This window comes from Burkholderia sp. AU45388 (assembly GCF_030481585.1).
In the GTDB taxonomy this organism is placed as follows: Bacteria; Pseudomonadota; Gammaproteobacteria; order Burkholderiales; family Burkholderiaceae; genus Burkholderia; species Burkholderia sola.
The window spans coordinates 91,652-108,366 of record NZ_JAUJPV010000015.1; the positions used below are offsets into that span (position 1 = coordinate 91,652).

General features: G+C 62.5%; 17 protein-coding genes. 16 read left to right on the forward strand and 1 reads right to left on the reverse strand.

Annotated features, from left to right (window positions below; all coding sequences use genetic code 11):
- Positions 1-19: 19 nt before the first annotated feature.
- Complete coding sequence (locus tag QZM72_RS22750; protein WP_301739294.1) at positions 20-2,527, reverse strand: type VI secretion system Vgr family protein; 2,508 nt, start codon at positions 2,525-2,527, stop codon at positions 20-22.
- Positions 2,528-3,118: 591 nt separating this feature from the next.
- Between QZM72_RS22750 and QZM72_RS22755 the strand changes: the two genes are divergently transcribed.
- The 16 genes from QZM72_RS22755 to QZM72_RS22830 all read left to right on the forward strand — a co-directional run bounded on the left by QZM72_RS22755 (position 3,119) and on the right by QZM72_RS22830 (position 16,714).
- Positions 3,119-3,916: a transporter substrate-binding domain-containing protein gene (locus QZM72_RS22755; protein ID WP_124077034.1), complete on the forward strand. Its 798-nt coding sequence runs from the start codon at positions 3,119-3,121 to the stop codon at positions 3,914-3,916.
- A gap of 104 nt (positions 3,917-4,020) precedes the next feature.
- Entirely contained in the window at positions 4,021-5,538 is a 1,518-nt protein-coding gene (locus QZM72_RS22760; protein WP_025099111.1) for an amino acid ABC transporter permease/ATP-binding protein, read from the forward strand.
- A 53-nt stretch (positions 5,539-5,591) separates the two neighbouring features.
- Positions 5,592-6,362 (forward strand): aspartate/glutamate racemase family protein, encoded by a 771-nt coding sequence (locus tag QZM72_RS22765; protein WP_025099112.1) that lies wholly within the window; start codon positions 5,592-5,594, stop codon positions 6,360-6,362.
- 3 nt (positions 6,363-6,365) lie between these two features.
- A complete protein-coding gene (locus tag QZM72_RS22770) occupies positions 6,366-7,493 on the forward strand; it encodes a M20 family metallopeptidase (protein WP_103691622.1) in 1,128 nt (375 codons plus the stop codon).
- 47 nt (positions 7,494-7,540) lie between these two features.
- Positions 7,541-8,419 (forward strand): LysR substrate-binding domain-containing protein, encoded by an 879-nt coding sequence (locus QZM72_RS22775; protein WP_105819099.1) that lies wholly within the window; start codon positions 7,541-7,543, stop codon positions 8,417-8,419.
- 74 nt (positions 8,420-8,493) lie between these two features.
- Positions 8,494-8,949: a hypothetical protein gene (locus QZM72_RS22780; protein ID WP_105819100.1), complete on the forward strand. Its 456-nt coding sequence runs from the start codon at positions 8,494-8,496 to the stop codon at positions 8,947-8,949.
- A 488-nt stretch (positions 8,950-9,437) separates the two neighbouring features.
- On the forward strand, positions 9,438-9,725 hold the full coding sequence (locus QZM72_RS22785) for a hypothetical protein (RefSeq protein ID WP_124077037.1): 288 nt from the start codon (positions 9,438-9,440) through the stop codon (positions 9,723-9,725).
- A gap of 492 nt (positions 9,726-10,217) precedes the next feature.
- The gene (locus QZM72_RS22790) at positions 10,218-10,676 is read left to right on the forward strand and encodes a lytic transglycosylase domain-containing protein (RefSeq protein WP_186035719.1); all 459 of its coding nucleotides are present in this window, start codon (positions 10,218-10,220) and stop codon (positions 10,674-10,676) included.
- A 578-nt stretch (positions 10,677-11,254) separates the two neighbouring features.
- Positions 11,255-11,653: a hypothetical protein gene (locus QZM72_RS22795; protein WP_103691626.1), complete on the forward strand. Its 399-nt coding sequence runs from the start codon at positions 11,255-11,257 to the stop codon at positions 11,651-11,653.
- A 12-nt stretch (positions 11,654-11,665) separates the two neighbouring features.
- Positions 11,666-11,953, forward strand: coding sequence for a type IV conjugative transfer system protein TraL (gene traL / locus QZM72_RS22800; RefSeq protein ID WP_186026614.1), 288 nt, complete (start codon positions 11,666-11,668; stop codon positions 11,951-11,953).
- Between the two features lie 4 nt (positions 11,954-11,957).
- Complete coding sequence (locus QZM72_RS22805; protein ID WP_301739295.1) at positions 11,958-12,569, forward strand: type IV conjugative transfer system protein TraE; 612 nt, start codon at positions 11,958-11,960, stop codon at positions 12,567-12,569.
- The gene (locus tag QZM72_RS22810) at positions 12,566-13,318 is read left to right on the forward strand and encodes a type-F conjugative transfer system secretin TraK (protein ID WP_186026615.1); all 753 of its coding nucleotides are present in this window, start codon (positions 12,566-12,568) and stop codon (positions 13,316-13,318) included. The genes QZM72_RS22805 and QZM72_RS22810 overlap by 4 nt, the downstream gene beginning before the upstream one ends.
- On the forward strand, positions 13,311-14,636 hold the full coding sequence (locus QZM72_RS22815) for a TrbI/VirB10 family protein (protein WP_124076926.1): 1,326 nt from the start codon (positions 13,311-13,313) through the stop codon (positions 14,634-14,636). Before QZM72_RS22810 ends, QZM72_RS22815 begins: the two co-directional genes overlap by 8 nt.
- Entirely contained in the window at positions 14,629-15,642 is a 1,014-nt protein-coding gene (locus QZM72_RS22820) for a hypothetical protein (protein WP_186091509.1), read from the forward strand. Before QZM72_RS22815 ends, QZM72_RS22820 begins: the two co-directional genes overlap by 8 nt.
- Complete coding sequence (locus QZM72_RS22825) at positions 15,639-15,824, forward strand: hypothetical protein (protein ID WP_124076924.1); 186 nt, start codon at positions 15,639-15,641, stop codon at positions 15,822-15,824. Before QZM72_RS22820 ends, QZM72_RS22825 begins: the two co-directional genes overlap by 4 nt.
- On the forward strand, positions 15,821-16,714 hold the full coding sequence (locus QZM72_RS22830) for a DsbC family protein (protein ID WP_124076923.1): 894 nt from the start codon (positions 15,821-15,823) through the stop codon (positions 16,712-16,714). Before QZM72_RS22825 ends, QZM72_RS22830 begins: the two co-directional genes overlap by 4 nt.
- Position 16,715 lies beyond the last annotated feature (1 nt).

The following is a 16,715-nucleotide window of genomic DNA, read 5'->3' on the forward strand; positions in this document are numbered from 1 at the left end:
GAGGCGCGGCGCAATACACTCAGCCCGAGAACGGCGTGCCACGCCCGCCGTCGCCGGCGATCGGCGTCGCCTGCAACTTGTCGCGGATCGTCCCGCTCGCCCCGCCAGGCTTGTCCCACGTGGCGCATTTTTCCAGGATCTGGCCCGTCGTCACGTTCTCGATGACGCCGCCCTTGATGCTGATGTACGAGCCGCCGGCACCAATCCATACCTCGTTCGCAGCGGTCAGCACCAGTCGACCGTTTGCGCTCTCGATCTTCACGTCCTCCAGGCCCACGACCGACAGCGGGCCCCCCTGCGCCTGGATATCGACCGGTCCCTTCGCCGCAAAGATCTTGATACCGAGATTTTGCGCGAACACGCTGACCTTATCGAGCACGCTGGCGAGCAGGGATTTTCCCGCCGCGAGATTGATGTTCTCGCCGGCCGCCGCATTGACCTGTTGCGTCGCCGTCAGATGCACTGACTGCTGCGTGGACGTCGCAATGCCCTCGGGGCTCGACAGCAGCATGACCGGCCTCGAAAAACCATTGGCGTTCCCGGTGCCGCCGCCGGCCGTTCGGCCGCCACTCGCTGTCCCCGCAATGGTCTTCTGCGTCCCGTCCGTAAACGACTTCAGCGCTTTCTGCCCGGCTTGCAGGCTCTCGGCGTGATTGGTCTCGCTAGCGCTCGAGGCGGTCTCGAACACCGCTTCGACACGTGCCAGCGATTCCGTCGCGGCCGTCACGTTCAGCGGCTGGTCGCTCGCCGGCTGCGTCGATACATAGAGTCCCTGCTCCGCCCGCACGGCGCCATACGCATTGGACTTCAAGTCGAAGCCGTTACCGAGGAACGCGCCACGGGTGTTGTCCGAATGGTCGACAAGATAACCGAGGTGAAGATGGGAGTTGTAGCTCGTCGTGTAGAGGTGAACCCGGTTTTGACCCGTGGCATCGTCCATGACGAGTTGGTTAAAGCCGTCACCGCCGTACTCCCGGGATCGGAAGCCCGACAGCAAGCCGTGCGTGTTCCACACCGGCATCGTCGATCCACCATGTAACCGCGAGATGATGACCGGCCGGTCGCAGTCGCCATTCACGAATCCCAGCAGCACCTGGTCGTCCTTGCGCAGCGGGAAGTAGCCGCCGCGCTTCGCACCTGCGTCCGGCATGGCAGCACGAATCCAATTCGTCGACTTCATCTTCGGGTCGTTCCGACTGTTCGTCGATCGAACACGGACCCGATTACCCTCGTCCGTCAGAATCTCCTCGTCACTGTCTGTCACGACGATGGCCGTCTGGAGATGCACCTCCGGCTTCTGGTGCTCGAAAGGGCTACGGAAAGGTGTGCGGCGGCGCTGCGCCTCGATTTCAACCTGGATAAAGCCAACACCACCGTCGCCGTGCGTGACGGCGGCGCCAGCACCGGCTGCGCGTGCCTGTTCGACCTCGGTGCGCAGGCTGCGGGGAAACCGCGCCAACGCGTCGATGCCGGGGATATTGTTCTGAATCAGCCAGTCACTAGCGATGATGGACAACTCGCGATCTTCCTGCGGAAGCTTGTCCAGAATGGGGTGACCGGTCAGCTTGAACCAGTAGCCCGGCAGGGCATAGCGCGGGCTGCCGACGGCGAAGTAGCGTTTCGCGCGGGACGCCCATTCTTCCGTGCGGATGCGCGCCTGTTGCTCGCCCATGCCACTATCCGACCAGGCTTGCGAGCCCGTGTAGAGATAGTCCTCTCCCTGCCCGGGCAACTCGTCCAGATCAGCCGCCGGCGTGCTGACCCGCTGATCGGTATTCGGTCGTTTGTAATCGGCCGCGCCGAGCGTGAGGGACTCGCTCTGTACGTCCTGCTGCTCCCCGAGCTGCGTCAGGCCGTCGAACTCTTCGTTCATGCTCGAGTGGCTGAATTTCATATCGCCGGCGGGAAGCGATGGGCCGAAATACAGATCGTCCATGATGACGACTTGGTGCGACTTCCCATCCTTCGCGAAATCGAATCGCGGGAATACGCCGACCTCCTCCATGCTGCGATGGACGAAATTCCAGTCGGTTTCCCACTGGACGCGGTGCGAGTACGAGCGCATCGCGGCGCGCAGCTCGAGCTTGTACTGTCCATTCGCCTGGGGATGCTTGCCGAACACGTCGCCCAGGATCTGTGAGCCGCTCGCTTCTTGCCAGTCGCGTCGATCGCTGCTCAGCTTCAGGAAGGTCAGCCAAGAAGAGAAATGGATTTGGAAATAGGAAACCGAGCCATCGCTGCCGAGACGGCGAGCGCGCTGCACGTAGCCATGGATGGGCAGATAGTTTCCGTCAGTCTGCTGAATCCAGAGCGTGACCGGTTGCATCAGCAGCGTCTTGAATTGAATCGAGTCCCCGCTCGTCGACAAGGCATCGACAACCACCTCGAAATTTCGGCCGAGCCGCGCGCTGATCTTTACGTACAGCGGCACAAGCGCGTCGTTGCCGATCGGCGTGTCGAGTTTGACGAGCCGCTCGTACTGAGTGAAACGGGCGCCGAGCAACTGTTCCAAGGCCTCAATAGCCATGAGGGAACTCCGAGTCTGTTGGACCGGCGACGAGCAATCTCGGAGAACAGCCGGTCAGATATTTTTGATGGTCGCGCCCAGGGGGCGCTGCTGAGTGTGTAAGCCCTTGCGGCTGTTGCTCCTCTCTAAGCAATAGCCCAGCTACTCAACTCGACAAGCGATCATATCAAAAAAAGCTAAAAAGGTAGTTTGTGTTACTGGATGCGAGGCTCTGCTATGGCAAGGTGCCTAACCCATCAAGCGCAGTGGCGGTTCCGTGCCAAACTTTTAGGCTTTCTAGCCGCCGACTTGGATGATATGTGCGGCGCCAGATCAGCAAATTAGAAATGTAATAATTTCTTCCATGCTGTAAGGTGCGCTTACATCAACATCACCTCATTCGAGAGGTTGGATTATATTTTGATGGTGATAAATATTTAGAATAAGTTATTCTAACTCACATCGAGTTTTTCTGTCTTGTTTGTCCTTTTTCAATCGGCGATCATTTCGAGCCCGCTGGAGTCAGGTCGGAGCGGAAGACGATAACCATCGTACCCGTGCTCGCTCGTCTCCGCGTCTTGCAATTTATCCCTATAGTGAAAGAGGACATCTGTGAGAGCCGCGCTTAAAGCCCTTGCCATTTGCATTCTGACCATTTCTGCGGCTCACGCGCAGAGCCTCGCCGGCAAGACGCTGCGCATCGGTAGCGATATCACATCGCCGCCCTACAGCTACTTTAACGACGCGAAGCAGGCCGCCGGGATTGACCCTGACCTGATGAATGCTCTCGCCGCAGCGGGCAACTTCAAAGTCCAGTTCATCGACACGCGTTTCGAAAGCCTGATTCTCGGCATGCAGGCCAACAAATTCGACGTCATCGCCTCGGGCATGTTCGTCACGCCGGTGCGCGCGAAGCAGATCGACTTCATTCCCTACGCGACCGCGGGTCTCGGCTTCATGGTGCTGGCCAACAGCAAGTTCAGCCCGGAATCGGCGGACGCGCTGTGCGGCAGGCGAATCGGCATTATCAAGGGCGCAGCCTACATCTCGACCATCAAGGACGTCTGTACGGCCCAGGGCAAGAGCGTCGACATCCATGAATTCCCGACCTCGGCGGAAGCCTCGCAGGCCGTCGTCTCCGGCAACGTCGAGGCGCAGGCGGACGACGTGGCCGTGCTCAAGATCGCGGTCGACAAGACACATGGCCGGCTGAGGATCAGCACCAAGCAGATTCTCTATCCGGTGGTGCTCGGGCTGGGTGTCTCGAAGCAGCATCCGGAAATCAAGGCCGCGCTCGAGACGGCGCTGGCGAAGATCAAGGCCAACGGCGTCTACGACAAGCTCGTGCAGCGTTACAGCTTTGGCGTGCCGACCGACGCGCAATTCAAGGCTGCTATCGGCGAGCAGTAAGGCCGGTCCGGAGCGAACCGCGCGCGGCAGGATCTCGCCCGGTTCGCCACCGATCGATTGCGCGAGGCCTCGAGCCTGGCGAACACGCGAGCCAGGAGCCCCCCATGACCGATATCGACTGGCACTATGTGCTGGGCCTATTCGGCAATTTCGATTTCTGGCAGGCCGCCGGCACCGTCGTGACCCTCTCGGTCCTGACCTGGTGCATCAGCCTGGTGCTGGGGCTTGCCCTGGCACTCGGCAAGCAGTCGCGGCTGGCGCCGCTGCGCGTGGCCGCGAGCACCTATGTCTGGTTCTTCCGCAGCCTGCCCCTACTGGTCCTGCTGATCTTCGTCTACAACCTTCCGCAATTGCTGCCGGCCGCCTCCGGCTTTCTGTCGGATCCGTTCCATGCCGGCCTGATCGCGCTGGTGGCCAACGAATCGGCCTATATCGCGGAAATCCATCGCGGCGGCCTGCTCGGCGTGCCCAACGGTCAGCATGAAGCTGGCCGCGCGCTCGGCATTGGGTTCCTCGGCCGCCTGCGGCTGATCGTGCTGCCGCAGGCGTTTCGCATCGCGCTGCCGAGCCTGGCGAACGAATTCATCACCATCGTCAAGCTGACTTCCCTGGTCTCGGTAATTTCGCTCAGCGAACTGCTGCTGGTAGGCCAGCGCCTCTATACGCAGAATTTCAAGGTACTCGACACCCTGCTGGTGGTCGCCGCCTTCTACGTGGCGATCGTCACGGTCTTCAGCGGCCTGAGCGCCGCGCTGGAGCGCCGGCTCGACGTCACGCGCCGGCGCCGGCAGGACACGTCGAGGGGAGAACCCGAGGCGCCGCGCCTGGCCCGGCCCGACATGCCGCCGCGCCGGGCGATCACGCCCGATACGCCGGTGCTGGTCTCGATCGATGGCGTCTCGAAGCGGTTCGGCGAGCGGCAAGTACTGCACGACGTCTCGCTGCGGATCAGGCAGGGCGAGGTGGTATCGATCATCGGCCCGTCGGGCTCCGGCAAGACCACCCTGGCTCGCACCATCAACGCGCTGCAGGATATCGACGCGGGAACGATCCGTCTGGACGGCCGGGAATGGATCGGCGTGGACCAGGGCCGGCACCGCCTGGCACCGGACTTCCGCCGGCGCATTCCCGAGATCGGCATGCTGTTCCAGAGCTTCAACCTGTTCCCGCACCTGAGCGTGCTGCAGAACGTGACGCTGGCGCTGCGCTATCACCGCCGCGCGCGCGGCGCCGCGGCGATCGCGCAGGGCATGGCCGCGCTGCGCCGGGTCGGGATGCAGGCTCATGCCGGCAAGCATCCGCACCAGCTTTCCGGCGGCCAGCAGCAACGCGTTGCAATCGCGCGGGCGCTGGCGATGACGCCGCGCGTGATGCTGTTCGACGAACCCACCTCGGCGCTCGATCCCGAACTGGTCAACGAGGTGCTGCGGACCATCGAGGACCTGGCCGAGAGCGGCATGACGATGCTGATCATCACGCACGAGATGCGCTTCGCGCGCAGGATCTCGGACCGGATCGTGTTCATGGAGGATGGCCGGGTGGTCGCCGACGAATCGCCGAAAGCCCTGTACCAGAACGTGAACGCGCGCGTGTCCTCGTTCCTGCAGGAATCCATTCATTAGGTCGGCCGCGTCGCCCATGACGGGCAGCGGCTCGCCGAGCAACAGGCTTCTCCATGCATGCCATCGAACCCGTGATCCACGCCCCCGGCACGCAGCTCGGGGAGCCTTATGGCGCCGCCGCCCGCATCGGCCTGATCGTGCTGTCCACCGATCCGGTCATCGAGCGCGACTTCCACCGCCTGGTGCCCGACGACGGCATCGGCGTGTTCTCGACGCGCATCCACCTGGAAACGCCGAACAGCGACCGGACCTTCCTGGCGCTGGCCGACCGGCTGGAAGCCGCGGCGCGGCTGCTGATTCCGGATTCGCGTTTGGACGCCATCGTGTTCGGCTGCACCTCGGCATCGACGCTGATCGGGCCGCGACAGGTCGAGCAGCGCATCCGGCTCGGCCGGCCGGGGGTGGCGGTCACCAATCCCGCGACGGCCACGGTGGCCGCCCTGCGCGCGTTGAAGGCACGGCGCGTCGCGCTGATCACGCCTTACACGGCGCAGATGACGCGTAACGTCATGCGTTTCCTCGCCGAGGCCGACATCGAGCTGAGCTCGGTACGTATTGCCGACCACGACACCGATCACGCGATCGGCTCGATCCCGGAGCGCTTCTTCGTCGAGGCCGCACAGGCCTCGCAACTCGCCGGCGCCGACGCCATCTTCATTTCCTGCACCGGCACCCGCGCCTTGAACGTAATCGAGGAGATCGAGGCGCAAACCGGCCTGCCGGTCGTCGTCAGCAACCAGGCCGCCTTCTGGCACGCGCTCCGGCTGGCTGGTCGCGAAGTTCCGATTCGCGGTTACGGCCGCCTGCTGAACGGTGTGGACTGATACATGGATACCGTCATCGAGCTGACCCGCGCGCTGATCGCGCAGGATACGAGCGATCCGCCTGGCAACGAAGCACGAGCGGCACGCGTGATTGCCGAGGTGCTCCGCGCCGGTGGTATCGAACCGCACGTCTACGAAGTAGCGCCGGGGCGCACCAACCTGGTCGCGCGGATTCGCGGCGCCGGCCGCCGGCCCTCGCTCGCCTTCTCCGCGCACTTCGACACGATCGGCGTGGACCCCGGACAATGGCGCGTCGATCCCTTCGCTGGCGAGATTCGGGATGGCCGCCTCCATGGCCGTGGCTCGACCGATATGAAGGGCGGCATGGCGGCCATGACCATCGCCGCGCTCGAATTGCAGCGTGATGCGGCGCGGCTCCACGGGGATCTCCTGCTGACCTTCTCCGCCGCCGAAAATTCGAACTGCCTGGGCGCGCGGCGGTTGCTCGCCGACGGCCACTTTGCCGGCGTCGGCGCGCTGCTGATTTCGGAGCCGACCGGCAATCGTGCCTTTGTCACCGAGAAAGGCGCGCTGTGGATCCGCGCCACCGCGCGCGGCGAATACGGGCACAACGCCTTCTCGGAACATCGCGGCGGCGATCGCGGCAATGCCATCGTGCGCCTCGCTCGCTATCTCGACCAGGCCCACGACCTGCGCCTCGCGGCGCCCGCGCATCGACATGTCGGTGCGCCCACCATCAACGTCGGCACGATTCGCGGTGGCCTGTCGACGCCGCTGATCCCGGCCCAGGCCTCGGCCGACATCGACGTGCGGCTGGTGCCGGGACAATCGCCGGAATCGGTGATCGAAGCGTTTCGCGCGATCGCCGGCCCCCACATCGCGATCGAAGTGCTCGATCTCAAGCTGCCTGTCGATACACCGGACGAGCACCCCTTCGTTGTGCAGTGCGTCGAGGCTTGTCGCGCGGAAGGTGTGAGCGACCCCGGCCCAGGCGGGGTAGGCTATTACTCGGACGGTGCCGTAATCGCGCCCCCGCTCAACTTGCCAATGGTCATCATTGGTCCCGGCGAGGTGGGCATAAGCGGCGCGGTTGACGAGTATGTCGACATATCCAAGCTCGAAACGTCGGTGCGCATCTTCGAGCGCGTCGCTCGTGCTTATATCGGTTGATTTTCTGCTGGCATGGGCTGTCCTGATACCCTCTCGAGCAATTTACGATGATCCTCCCACCACTCAACGCGTTGCGCGCTTTCGAAGCTACGGCTCGCCTGCAAAGCCTTTCGCGCGCGGGCGAAGAATTGCACGTTACTCATGTCGCAATAAGCGGGCAGATAAAAAAGTTGGAAGGCTGGTTCGGCCGGCGCTTATTCGAGCGGAGCGGCCGTGGGGCCCGCCTCACGCCCGCTGGCGAACAATTTCTCAAGGCCGTGCGGCCGGCCCTGCTGTCCATATCGGCTTCGTCGATGGCCCTCAATGCCAACCAGGACCGCAATACTGTCGCTGTCGCCTGTATCCCATCAATAGCGACCCGCTGGCTAATTCCCGCTCTGCCATCGTTCGCAGCCCTATATCCCGACGTCTCGATTGAAGTTTCCTACGCTAGCGCGTTCGATCAGTTCGACTCGGAGCGACACGATGTGTTGATCACTCACCAGGCGAAGCCGACGGACGAATACGAGTTCTCCCTTGTGTTTTCACGCGTCAACAAGCCAGTAGCTAGCCCGTCGTATCTGAAAAATAGCCGCTGTGACGACCGACTCAATGGAGCCGTGCTGCTTCATGATGAGGTCGTCTCTGCGTGGGAGGACTGGTTCGAGCGCGCGGGTTATCGTCCTGAGGGATTGTCTCACGGACCTGTATACCAGGATTTCAATTTTCTCGCGTCAGCGATGACGGCCGGCCATGGCGTTGCCCTTTGCCCAGTTGAGGTGTTCCGAAGGGAAATCGCGAGCGGAGACCTAGTGGTTCTCTCAGAAATTTCTAATCGAGATGATCAGGGATACTACGCAATTTGGGATAAAGAAAGTAGTACATCAACCAGGGCATTTAGCGAGTGGTTCGTTACGATTTGTTCAATACGGGATCCTGACGAGTAAGCGAATGTGGCACATGCAAATCATTGAGACATCGGTCAAATAGAAAGCGAAGGTTCAGCAGGAACAATAATGGCATGAAAGAGATTCCGATAACTCCGCATATGCGGTACGTCGATGGCAACCTGTTGTTTCGGGAGGAACTCATCTTGAGCTGGTTGTCTACACCCCGGCCTGATTACGTGGGGCTTTCCATCCACCTGCAGACTATCGTCGAACAAATAGAGGAGGCCACATCTCAAATAGAGAGATACGTAGCCGTTCTGAAAATGAGATTGCAAGCTGCGCGCGACGAGGGATGCGATTCATCGCAGGCACAACATGCACTCGATTTGGTGACGACCTATTCTTTCGCAGCACGCCAGGTTGCAGTTGAAACGGCTCTTCGGACCGAATACTTCAAAAGCATGATTGCGATTGTAGACCGCCAAGCCAGCCGATCTTTCGCCGCGTCAGGTGCGATGGTGGCCGCGACCTCGTTGAATCAGGTCCTCATGTATCGAGATCGCGCTTCAGAGCTGTCCAAAATCTAATCGGTCAGAGACAGTATGTTTTACCTGCAAGGCTCCGTGAAGCCCACCCTCGCGTCGGGCGTAGGGAGGCTAAACGTGTGTAAGTATTTCTAACGCAAATTTTTTTGCGATAAGCCAGTCTGGCTTGATTTGGAGACCAATCATTCATGCCGGGTGTTAGAAAAACTCACAGCGGTGTTGGAAAAGGCGACTTTTACATTTCTAAACTCGGCCGTAACATCGTGGACACACCGCAGAGAGTTGGATGGGTTGAGCTTCCGGCCACCCCACCCAGCGATCTGTTTCGGCAAAAAATGCCGAGATCGAAACGTTGCAAGTTGTTGGTGACGAAGGCGCAACGACACACCGGCTCCCCGGCTGCAGAGCGACAGGTGTTGACAGTCTGACGACGGATAGGTACGATCAAAATTCGAAATCCCGTTTCCCGGAAATCGAAAATTGGGAAATTGAGCTTGCGAGGATCTGCACATCGTTGGAGAAAGGCTGTTTTGACCAAAAGAAAGGCCAAAACAGCTATGGGTATCACGGTGGCGGAGCTGCGCCGGAACGACGCAAACGAATCATATGATGTGAAGATCTTCCTGGGTCCGTTGAAAAGCTGGCAGATGAGCTTGCTGATGGAGTCAGGGAAGTTGGTCGACGTGGAAACGAAGCGCTCGACCCCGAAGACGTGGCGGCACTTCGAGGATGCGATTCTCTTTGCACTTGAAAATTGTGGTGCAAGGAAGGGGTTTGTCGTAGAAATCGACAATATCGTTCTACGACAAGAGCATTAGTAAATCGATCGATTTGGGTGTTGACGCACCCAAATCGATCTGACCACAAGCAGCATAGCTGGCTAAAGCTGAGAGAGACCACTCGTGGCTACGGACATTGTACGTCAATCCTTTGGGCTTGACGAATTAGACGCGACCCTGTTTAACCCGAGCGTGTTACGGGTAGTAGCGCGTCGTGCGGACCAACAGGTAGTGGGCGTACGCCCATATTTCCAATTATCAATATCGGCTTGCCGCGCCACGGGTGTCGTTGCGCGCTCGGTCTCTCCTTTCCGTTCGGAAACAAACCTCTTTTTCGATACAACGCTTTTCCGGTGCGAGCCTCTCTCACTCGTGCCCCGCCTGCGTAGCAACTCTCTCAGTGCCTCGACCGCAGGTGGACTCGTAGCGTATCGGGTCGACCAGGTACGCTACTTTTTTTATTCGATGCGTCCGGCCGCGCTATCCGGCCTGTTTCGCTACATCGCCTCGGCGGCTGTCGCAGCAATCACGATGACCATCGCCTCGCCGGCCAGTGCGGACGCTTGCACCGGCAACGTGTTCACTGAGGCGGCTGCGCTCTACCAGCTGGATCCCGATCTGCTGCGCGCCATCACCTGGGTGGAGTCGCACGGCCAGCCGGGCGCAGTCGGCCCGCGTCTGGCGGACGGCCATCGAGCTTGGGGCGCTGCTCAGATCAACGATGTTCACCTCCCCGAGCTCGTCAGCTACGGCGTGACCCAGCGTGATCTCCTCGACCCCTGCATCAATCTGCGCCTGAGCGCCTGGGTACTCGCGAACTGCATTCGCGCCAAGGGCCCCACGTGGGCTGCTGTCGGCTGCTATAACACTGGCCCCGGCTCGCGCAACACGGCCGCTCAAGCACGCTACGTTCGGCTCGTGCAGCACGCCTACGCTGGCTACCGCGCTCAGTCCGCCGCGGCGCTCCACGATGGCCGGGGGCAGAAATGATGTGTCTTCGCCTCCCGCTTACCGCCCTCGCCATCCTCGCGGGGCTCATCGGGCAATCCGCCCTCGCATCGACGCGCCTGCCCGACTACGGCGTCACCGAAATCGGCAACCCGGGTTCCGGGCGCTACGTCTTTTGCACCGACACCACCTGCCCCGAGCCGACGATCAAGCACATCGCGGCGCCGACGGCGGTCGTCCCCCCCAGTCTCCCCATTACCGCTACTCCAAGCTTCGAAAGCCATCCCCTCCTGGCGTCGACGGCGCCCACTGTCAAGCCGCGGCATTCGCATCGCGCGCGGGCTCGGCATGGGCGTCATGTCCGCCCTGCAACCAGTTCGGTGCAGTGCATGGGCGCTTCTGACGGCCCGATCAAGGGCAAGCCCTTGCCGCGTCGCTAACCCTCGAAGCTGACCAAATTCGCCACTCGCCCAAGGAGGATTACAAGAAGTAAGGACTACGAAGTAGACGTTGAATTGTTCGTTTTAACCACTCTCCCCCGAACCGTGCCCGTGCTGCCCGTAACGGCGCGGGCACAACTCCTGGCCGGAAAGGCCAGTTACTAACCGCGTGAGGACCAGATGAATACCGTTGGAACCAATCCGCTCGAGATGCTGGAGATTCGCATCGCGAGCAACCTCCTGGCGCTCGAGGAACGCGTCAAGGCGGTGCTGCAGAAACAGGACGTGCGAGACACCCTGCACGCCGTCATCGGCGTGTTGATCGTGTTCGCATTGTTGACGGTCGCTCGATATGCCTTCGGGACAGACGGTGCGGAGTTCGCGCAAGCCGACGCCACGATGGAAGGCTGGGCAAAGGGCCATCCCGGCAAGACTGTCGTTCTCGGTGGCCTGCTCTGGGGTACCGTGCTGGCTGTCTTCAAAAAAGACTACGCCGCTTTTGCGATGCCGTCCGGCATCGGGATTCTCGCGGGCATCATCGTCGGCATCATCGACAACAGCTACACCGCGACGATCTGAACGGGGGCGGCGATGTCGGATGATCTCAGTCACTACATTCCAAGCCGGCTCGACGACCCGGAGAAGTTTTTGTTTTTCCGCAAGGACGTCGCGGGCATCGGGTTGGGCGGCACGATTGTCGGCGTGGTGCTCGGCTATACCCTCCTCGGCCTACTCGTGGGCGTCGCGCTGGCTGCGGGCTGGCAGAAATTCAGCTCGGGCCAGCATCCCGGCATGGCCACACACGTCGTGTACTGGGTGTTGGGGGTGATTGGGCTGAAGAAGCTGCCCCCTTCGGACATTCGCGAATTGAACGGGTGACCCGATGAATCCGACAAACGCCGCCCAATCCCGCGATGCCCTGCGCGCCGAGAACCGTTTCCTGAAGAAGCTGTTGCTGGGCAATGGCACCGCCAGCGTCGTCTTGGCGCTCACCTGCGCATGGCTGGTGGTCACGCAGCGCGTCGTGATCATGCCGCCTGCTGTGCGAGGCACGTACATCATCGGCGCGCGGTATGCCAATGATCAATATCTGGCGGACCAGGCGACCTATGTGCTCTCGCTCGCCAAGAACGTGACGCCCAGCACCGTCGACAACAACGTGCGCATCCTCCTCTCCATGGTGGACGACGACCGCCGTGCGGCCCTCAAGACCGAATGGGATGCTGACGCGTTGCAGATCAAGCACGACGGCGTAACGGACGTGTTCGAGCCGATCGGAGCTGGCGAGGTCGACTTTCGCAACAAGTCGGTGAAGGTCACCGGCAAGTTGAGCACCTACATCTCCGGCAAGCGCACGAGCTCGGAGCAGAAGACCTTCGAGGTCTATTTCGGTATCACCCTCTTCGGCCGCCTGGTGCTGCTCGACATTCGAGAAGCACCCCGCGGCAAGCAAGGCATCGAGCCGCTGATTCCCACGGAGTCCCCCGCATCATGAAACAGCCCTTCGAACGACGTCGCTCGGCCGGGCGCGTACCCCGTTCGCTGATCCCGCGGCTTGCAGCGGGGGCCGCGCTGCTCTGGCTCGCGGGCAGCGCACAGGCGATCCAGGTGGTCAAAGGCGCCGATCGCCAACCCCAGCAGGTTTCCATTTCCGCCGCCGAATACAACCTCCTGTCGATGTCGGGCGGCCGCAAGTTCTCCCAGATCGTGCCCGCCGTGCCGGGTTCTGTCTCGTGGACCAAGGACGGCGGCAAGCTGTGGCTCCTCCCGGCGAACCCCACCGCGCTGAACGAATCGATCACCGTGTTCGTGACCGATGATGCCGGCACCACGTATCGCCTGACGCTCGTGCCGGGCCCGCGCCCGGCAGAAGATGTTCGGATCGAGCCGCCGGCTGCGCAAGGCACGCAAACCCTGCGCGCATCGGCATTCCAGCGACGCGTCAAGCTGCTGATGTTGGCGATGGCCGGCGGCCAGGGCGCGCCGCAGCTCTCCTATACCTCCGTCGACACCGTCGTGCCGCTCTGGAAAGAAGCGGTGCTGACGCTCGTGCGCCAGTACAGCGACGGCGATTTCGTCGGCGAGACCTATACGCTGTCGAACACGTCCCACGCCGACATGGCCATCGACGAGCGTGAACTGTACGCGCCGGGTGTCCTGGCCATCGCGCTCGAGAACGCCAACCTGCCAGCGGGTGCCAGCACGATCGTCTATGTCGTCCGTGAGCGAGGCGACCATGAGTGACGTCAATCAAGCGACCAAGAAGCGCCAACGGGCTGTGACGATGGTGGCGTTCGGCGTGCTGATCGTGTTGCTCGCCGTCGGGTTCTTCTTCACCCAGGGCGGCCCTACGACCCGCCAGTCGACCGTCAAGCTTCCGTTCACCAGCCTGGGAGACCAGAACGACAAGAACGCGTGGCGCGCCCATTCGGAGGCGCAGCTGGCCGTCATGACCCGGGATATCGCCGACGCAAAGAATGGAAACGCTGACGCGCTGTCGCAACTGAAGGCCCTGAAGGACGGCCAGGCCGATCTCGCGAAGCGAATCGACGCGATGAAGAACGCGCCTGCGAGCGCGCCGGTGGCGTCATCGGCGGCCTCTGGCGACCGCGCCCTCCTCGACAAGCCCATCCCCCTGAACGGCACGCCGGCGAAACAAGGCGCGATTCTGAATCCGCCGTTCGGCCAGGCCGGCAAAGCCGGAGCTGCCGCCACGGTGGCGGCGCCGCCGAGGCTGGACATCATCAATTTCGACACGCCGAGCGCCGGCGACACCGGCTGCGTCGACCCGCGCTTCTCCGCGCTGCCGTTGGATCAAGCGAAGGCGGCGCAGCAGGAGTGCCTCAACAACAAGGGAAAGAAGGGTGTGACCTTCATCCCCGCCACGTCGTTCGTGCGCGCATTCATGCTGAACGGCGTTGACGCGCCGACCGGTGGAGAGGCGCAGCACGATCCGTTGCATGTCTATCTGCAGGTTCTCGATCCGGCCAATCTGCCGAACGCGCGACAACTGGACATCACCGCCTGCCGGATTCTCACCTCTGCATACGGTGATGTGTCGAGCGAGCGGACCATGATGAAAGGGGAAACCCTCGTCTGCATTCTCCGTAACGGGCGCACGGTCGAAATGGAGATCAAGGGCAACGTCATCGGCGAGGACGGCAAGGAAGGCGTGCGTGGCCGTCTCGTATCGAAGTCAGGTTCAGCCCTCGCCATGTCGGTTCTCGCCGGCATCGCTTCCGGCATTGGCACGGCCTTCAACCAGTCGGCCAGCACGCTCAATACCACTGCGCTCGGCGCCACGTCAATCATCAACCCGAGCCAGATCGGACGTGCTGCGATCGGCAGCGGCGTCTCCGGCGGCGCCGATTCCCTCAAACAGTATTACATCCGCGCGGCCGAGAAACTTTTCCCGGTCATCGAAACGGACGGCGGCCGGGTGGTCGAGTTCGCCGTGTCCAAGGGGGCCGAATACAACGGCGCCCTCTCCGATGTCAGCGACATCAACGACGGTCTCGCCAACGATCGCCGTGCAACCGATGGAGGCTATTCCGATGAATGACGAAGCGAAGATCGCAACGGTCGCGGCTTTCGAAGCTGCCATGAAGCGGTGTGCAGACGAAGCAGGCACTGAGGCGTCGTTTGCCCGTGGCGAGGACGGCGACTATCAACAGGTTGACATGCGCAGGGCGTTCGCCGGATGGCTCGGTGCAAGCTCTCTGGTTGCCCAGCAGATCCTGGGTTTCGCGCGCACCGCAAAGGATCGATTCGGCGGCAATGCCGCATTCCAGTCGGGCTTTATGCAGTTCCTCGAGCATGCCGCCCAGCTGCTCGATGTGACGAGCGACGCTTCGAGCGTGCCACAGCCGGATGCGCGGAGAGACATCGATGCGGCTGCATTCGACGACGCAGCGCTGGACGGATTCAATCGAGCGATGAAGACGAAGATGGCGATGGCCCGGGCCGCCGGGCGCGCCGGCTGGTGGAGCGCTCCCGCTGGCGAGTTGTCGGCGGGGCTGCATGCGCATGTAGGCAAGGGCGATCCGCTCGACGTCGGCGTTCTCGCGATGATGCACTGGTATCTCAGCGCGTCTATCGCTCCGTTGGCGGAAGCCGTCGACCAGGCGGTCGCCGCCGGCGAGCTCACCACCGTCTCCAGCGATCGCCATATTGCCGGGCAGCTCGAGATCAAGATGCCGGCGTCGACCATCCGCGTCTCCGGTTTTCCGAACGAGCTGACACGCCGGTGCAAGCCACTGCTCTGGGAGCAGGTGGAGATCGTGATTCGGGCTGCTCAGCCCGCCGGCTCGGCGCCCGAGGCCGCGGTGTTAGGGGCGTCTGGTTCTGCCGCCAGCACCGAATGGCTTACCGCCGGTCGGGCCGCATTCCAGATTGGTGTCGAGCTAGAGACCGTGCGTGCGTGGGCTGACGCCAATGAGGTCGAGCACCGGGACGACAACGGGACGCTCATGGTCGCGTGCCGGTCGGTCCTGGCGCGGTCGCACCGACTTTGGCGTGAGCAGTCGTCCGACCAGGGGATGAACCTGCGGGCAGGGGTAAAGGCATGAGTCAGGCATCCCATCCGGATTCTGTACCGACGCCGGCTCCTGGCGATGGGCGCCAGTTTGGCAACGTTTTCGTGGGCGGTGCGGTCGGCGCAGGCAAGGCGGCGCTGACCCGCGACCTCATTTCCGCTTTCAGACAAGCGGCAGGCGACTCCGCCTCTTCTTCTTTCCAGGACGGCTCATGATCAAGGTGATCCTCTCCGGGCTGCTCGTCGCGCTGCTCGCCAGTGCGTGCGCTTTGCCCGAGTCTCAACACGGTTCGTCGGCGACCGTTGCGCCGAGCTCGACGCCGGCCGCGCGCACCGTTGCGCCGGCCGCCACCGGGGCCACGCCGGTCGATCCTGCGGATCCGAACCTGGATCCGGGCGTCGCCGCCCTCAAGGCATCGCTGCATGCGCGTTATCCGGCAACCCAGTTCCGTGAGGTGGCCGCCACCCCGTCGGCCGGCATCTACGAGGTCGTGATGGGCAACAAGGTCGCGTACACCGACGTGACCGGCCGCTATTTCCTCTTCGGTCACCTGTTTGACATGGTGACCCAGCAAGACCTGACCGTCCCGCTCGAACAAGCCCTGCAAAAGGTGCGCTTCCCGGCCGACCGGCTGCAGGACGCGTTTGTCGAGGTGCACGGCAGCGGGCGCCGCAAGCTCGCCATCTTCGACGATCCGGACTGCCCTTACTGCCTCGTGTTGGAGTCCGACCTGGCCAAGCTCAAGGACGTGACGATCTATCGGTTCATGTACCCGCTGGAGTCGATTCACCCCCGCGCGCGCGCCCATGCGATTGCCATCTGGTGCGCCGAGGACCGCCTGGGCGCCTGGCGGGCCTGGATGCCGCTCGCTCTGTCGCGCTGGATGCGTGACCAAGGCGCGTCGCCAGCGGCAACTGGCGGCGTCCCAGCGCCGAGTCGCACCGAGCCGAAGTTGGTCTCGTGTGCGAACCCGATCGACGCGAACGAGGCGCTCGCCGCGAGCCTCGGCATCGCCGGCACCCCGGCGCTGGTGAGCGAGGACGGGCGCGTGATGCCGGGCGCGGCCAGCGCCGAGGCGATCGACCAATGGCTGGGAGCGAAGTAAC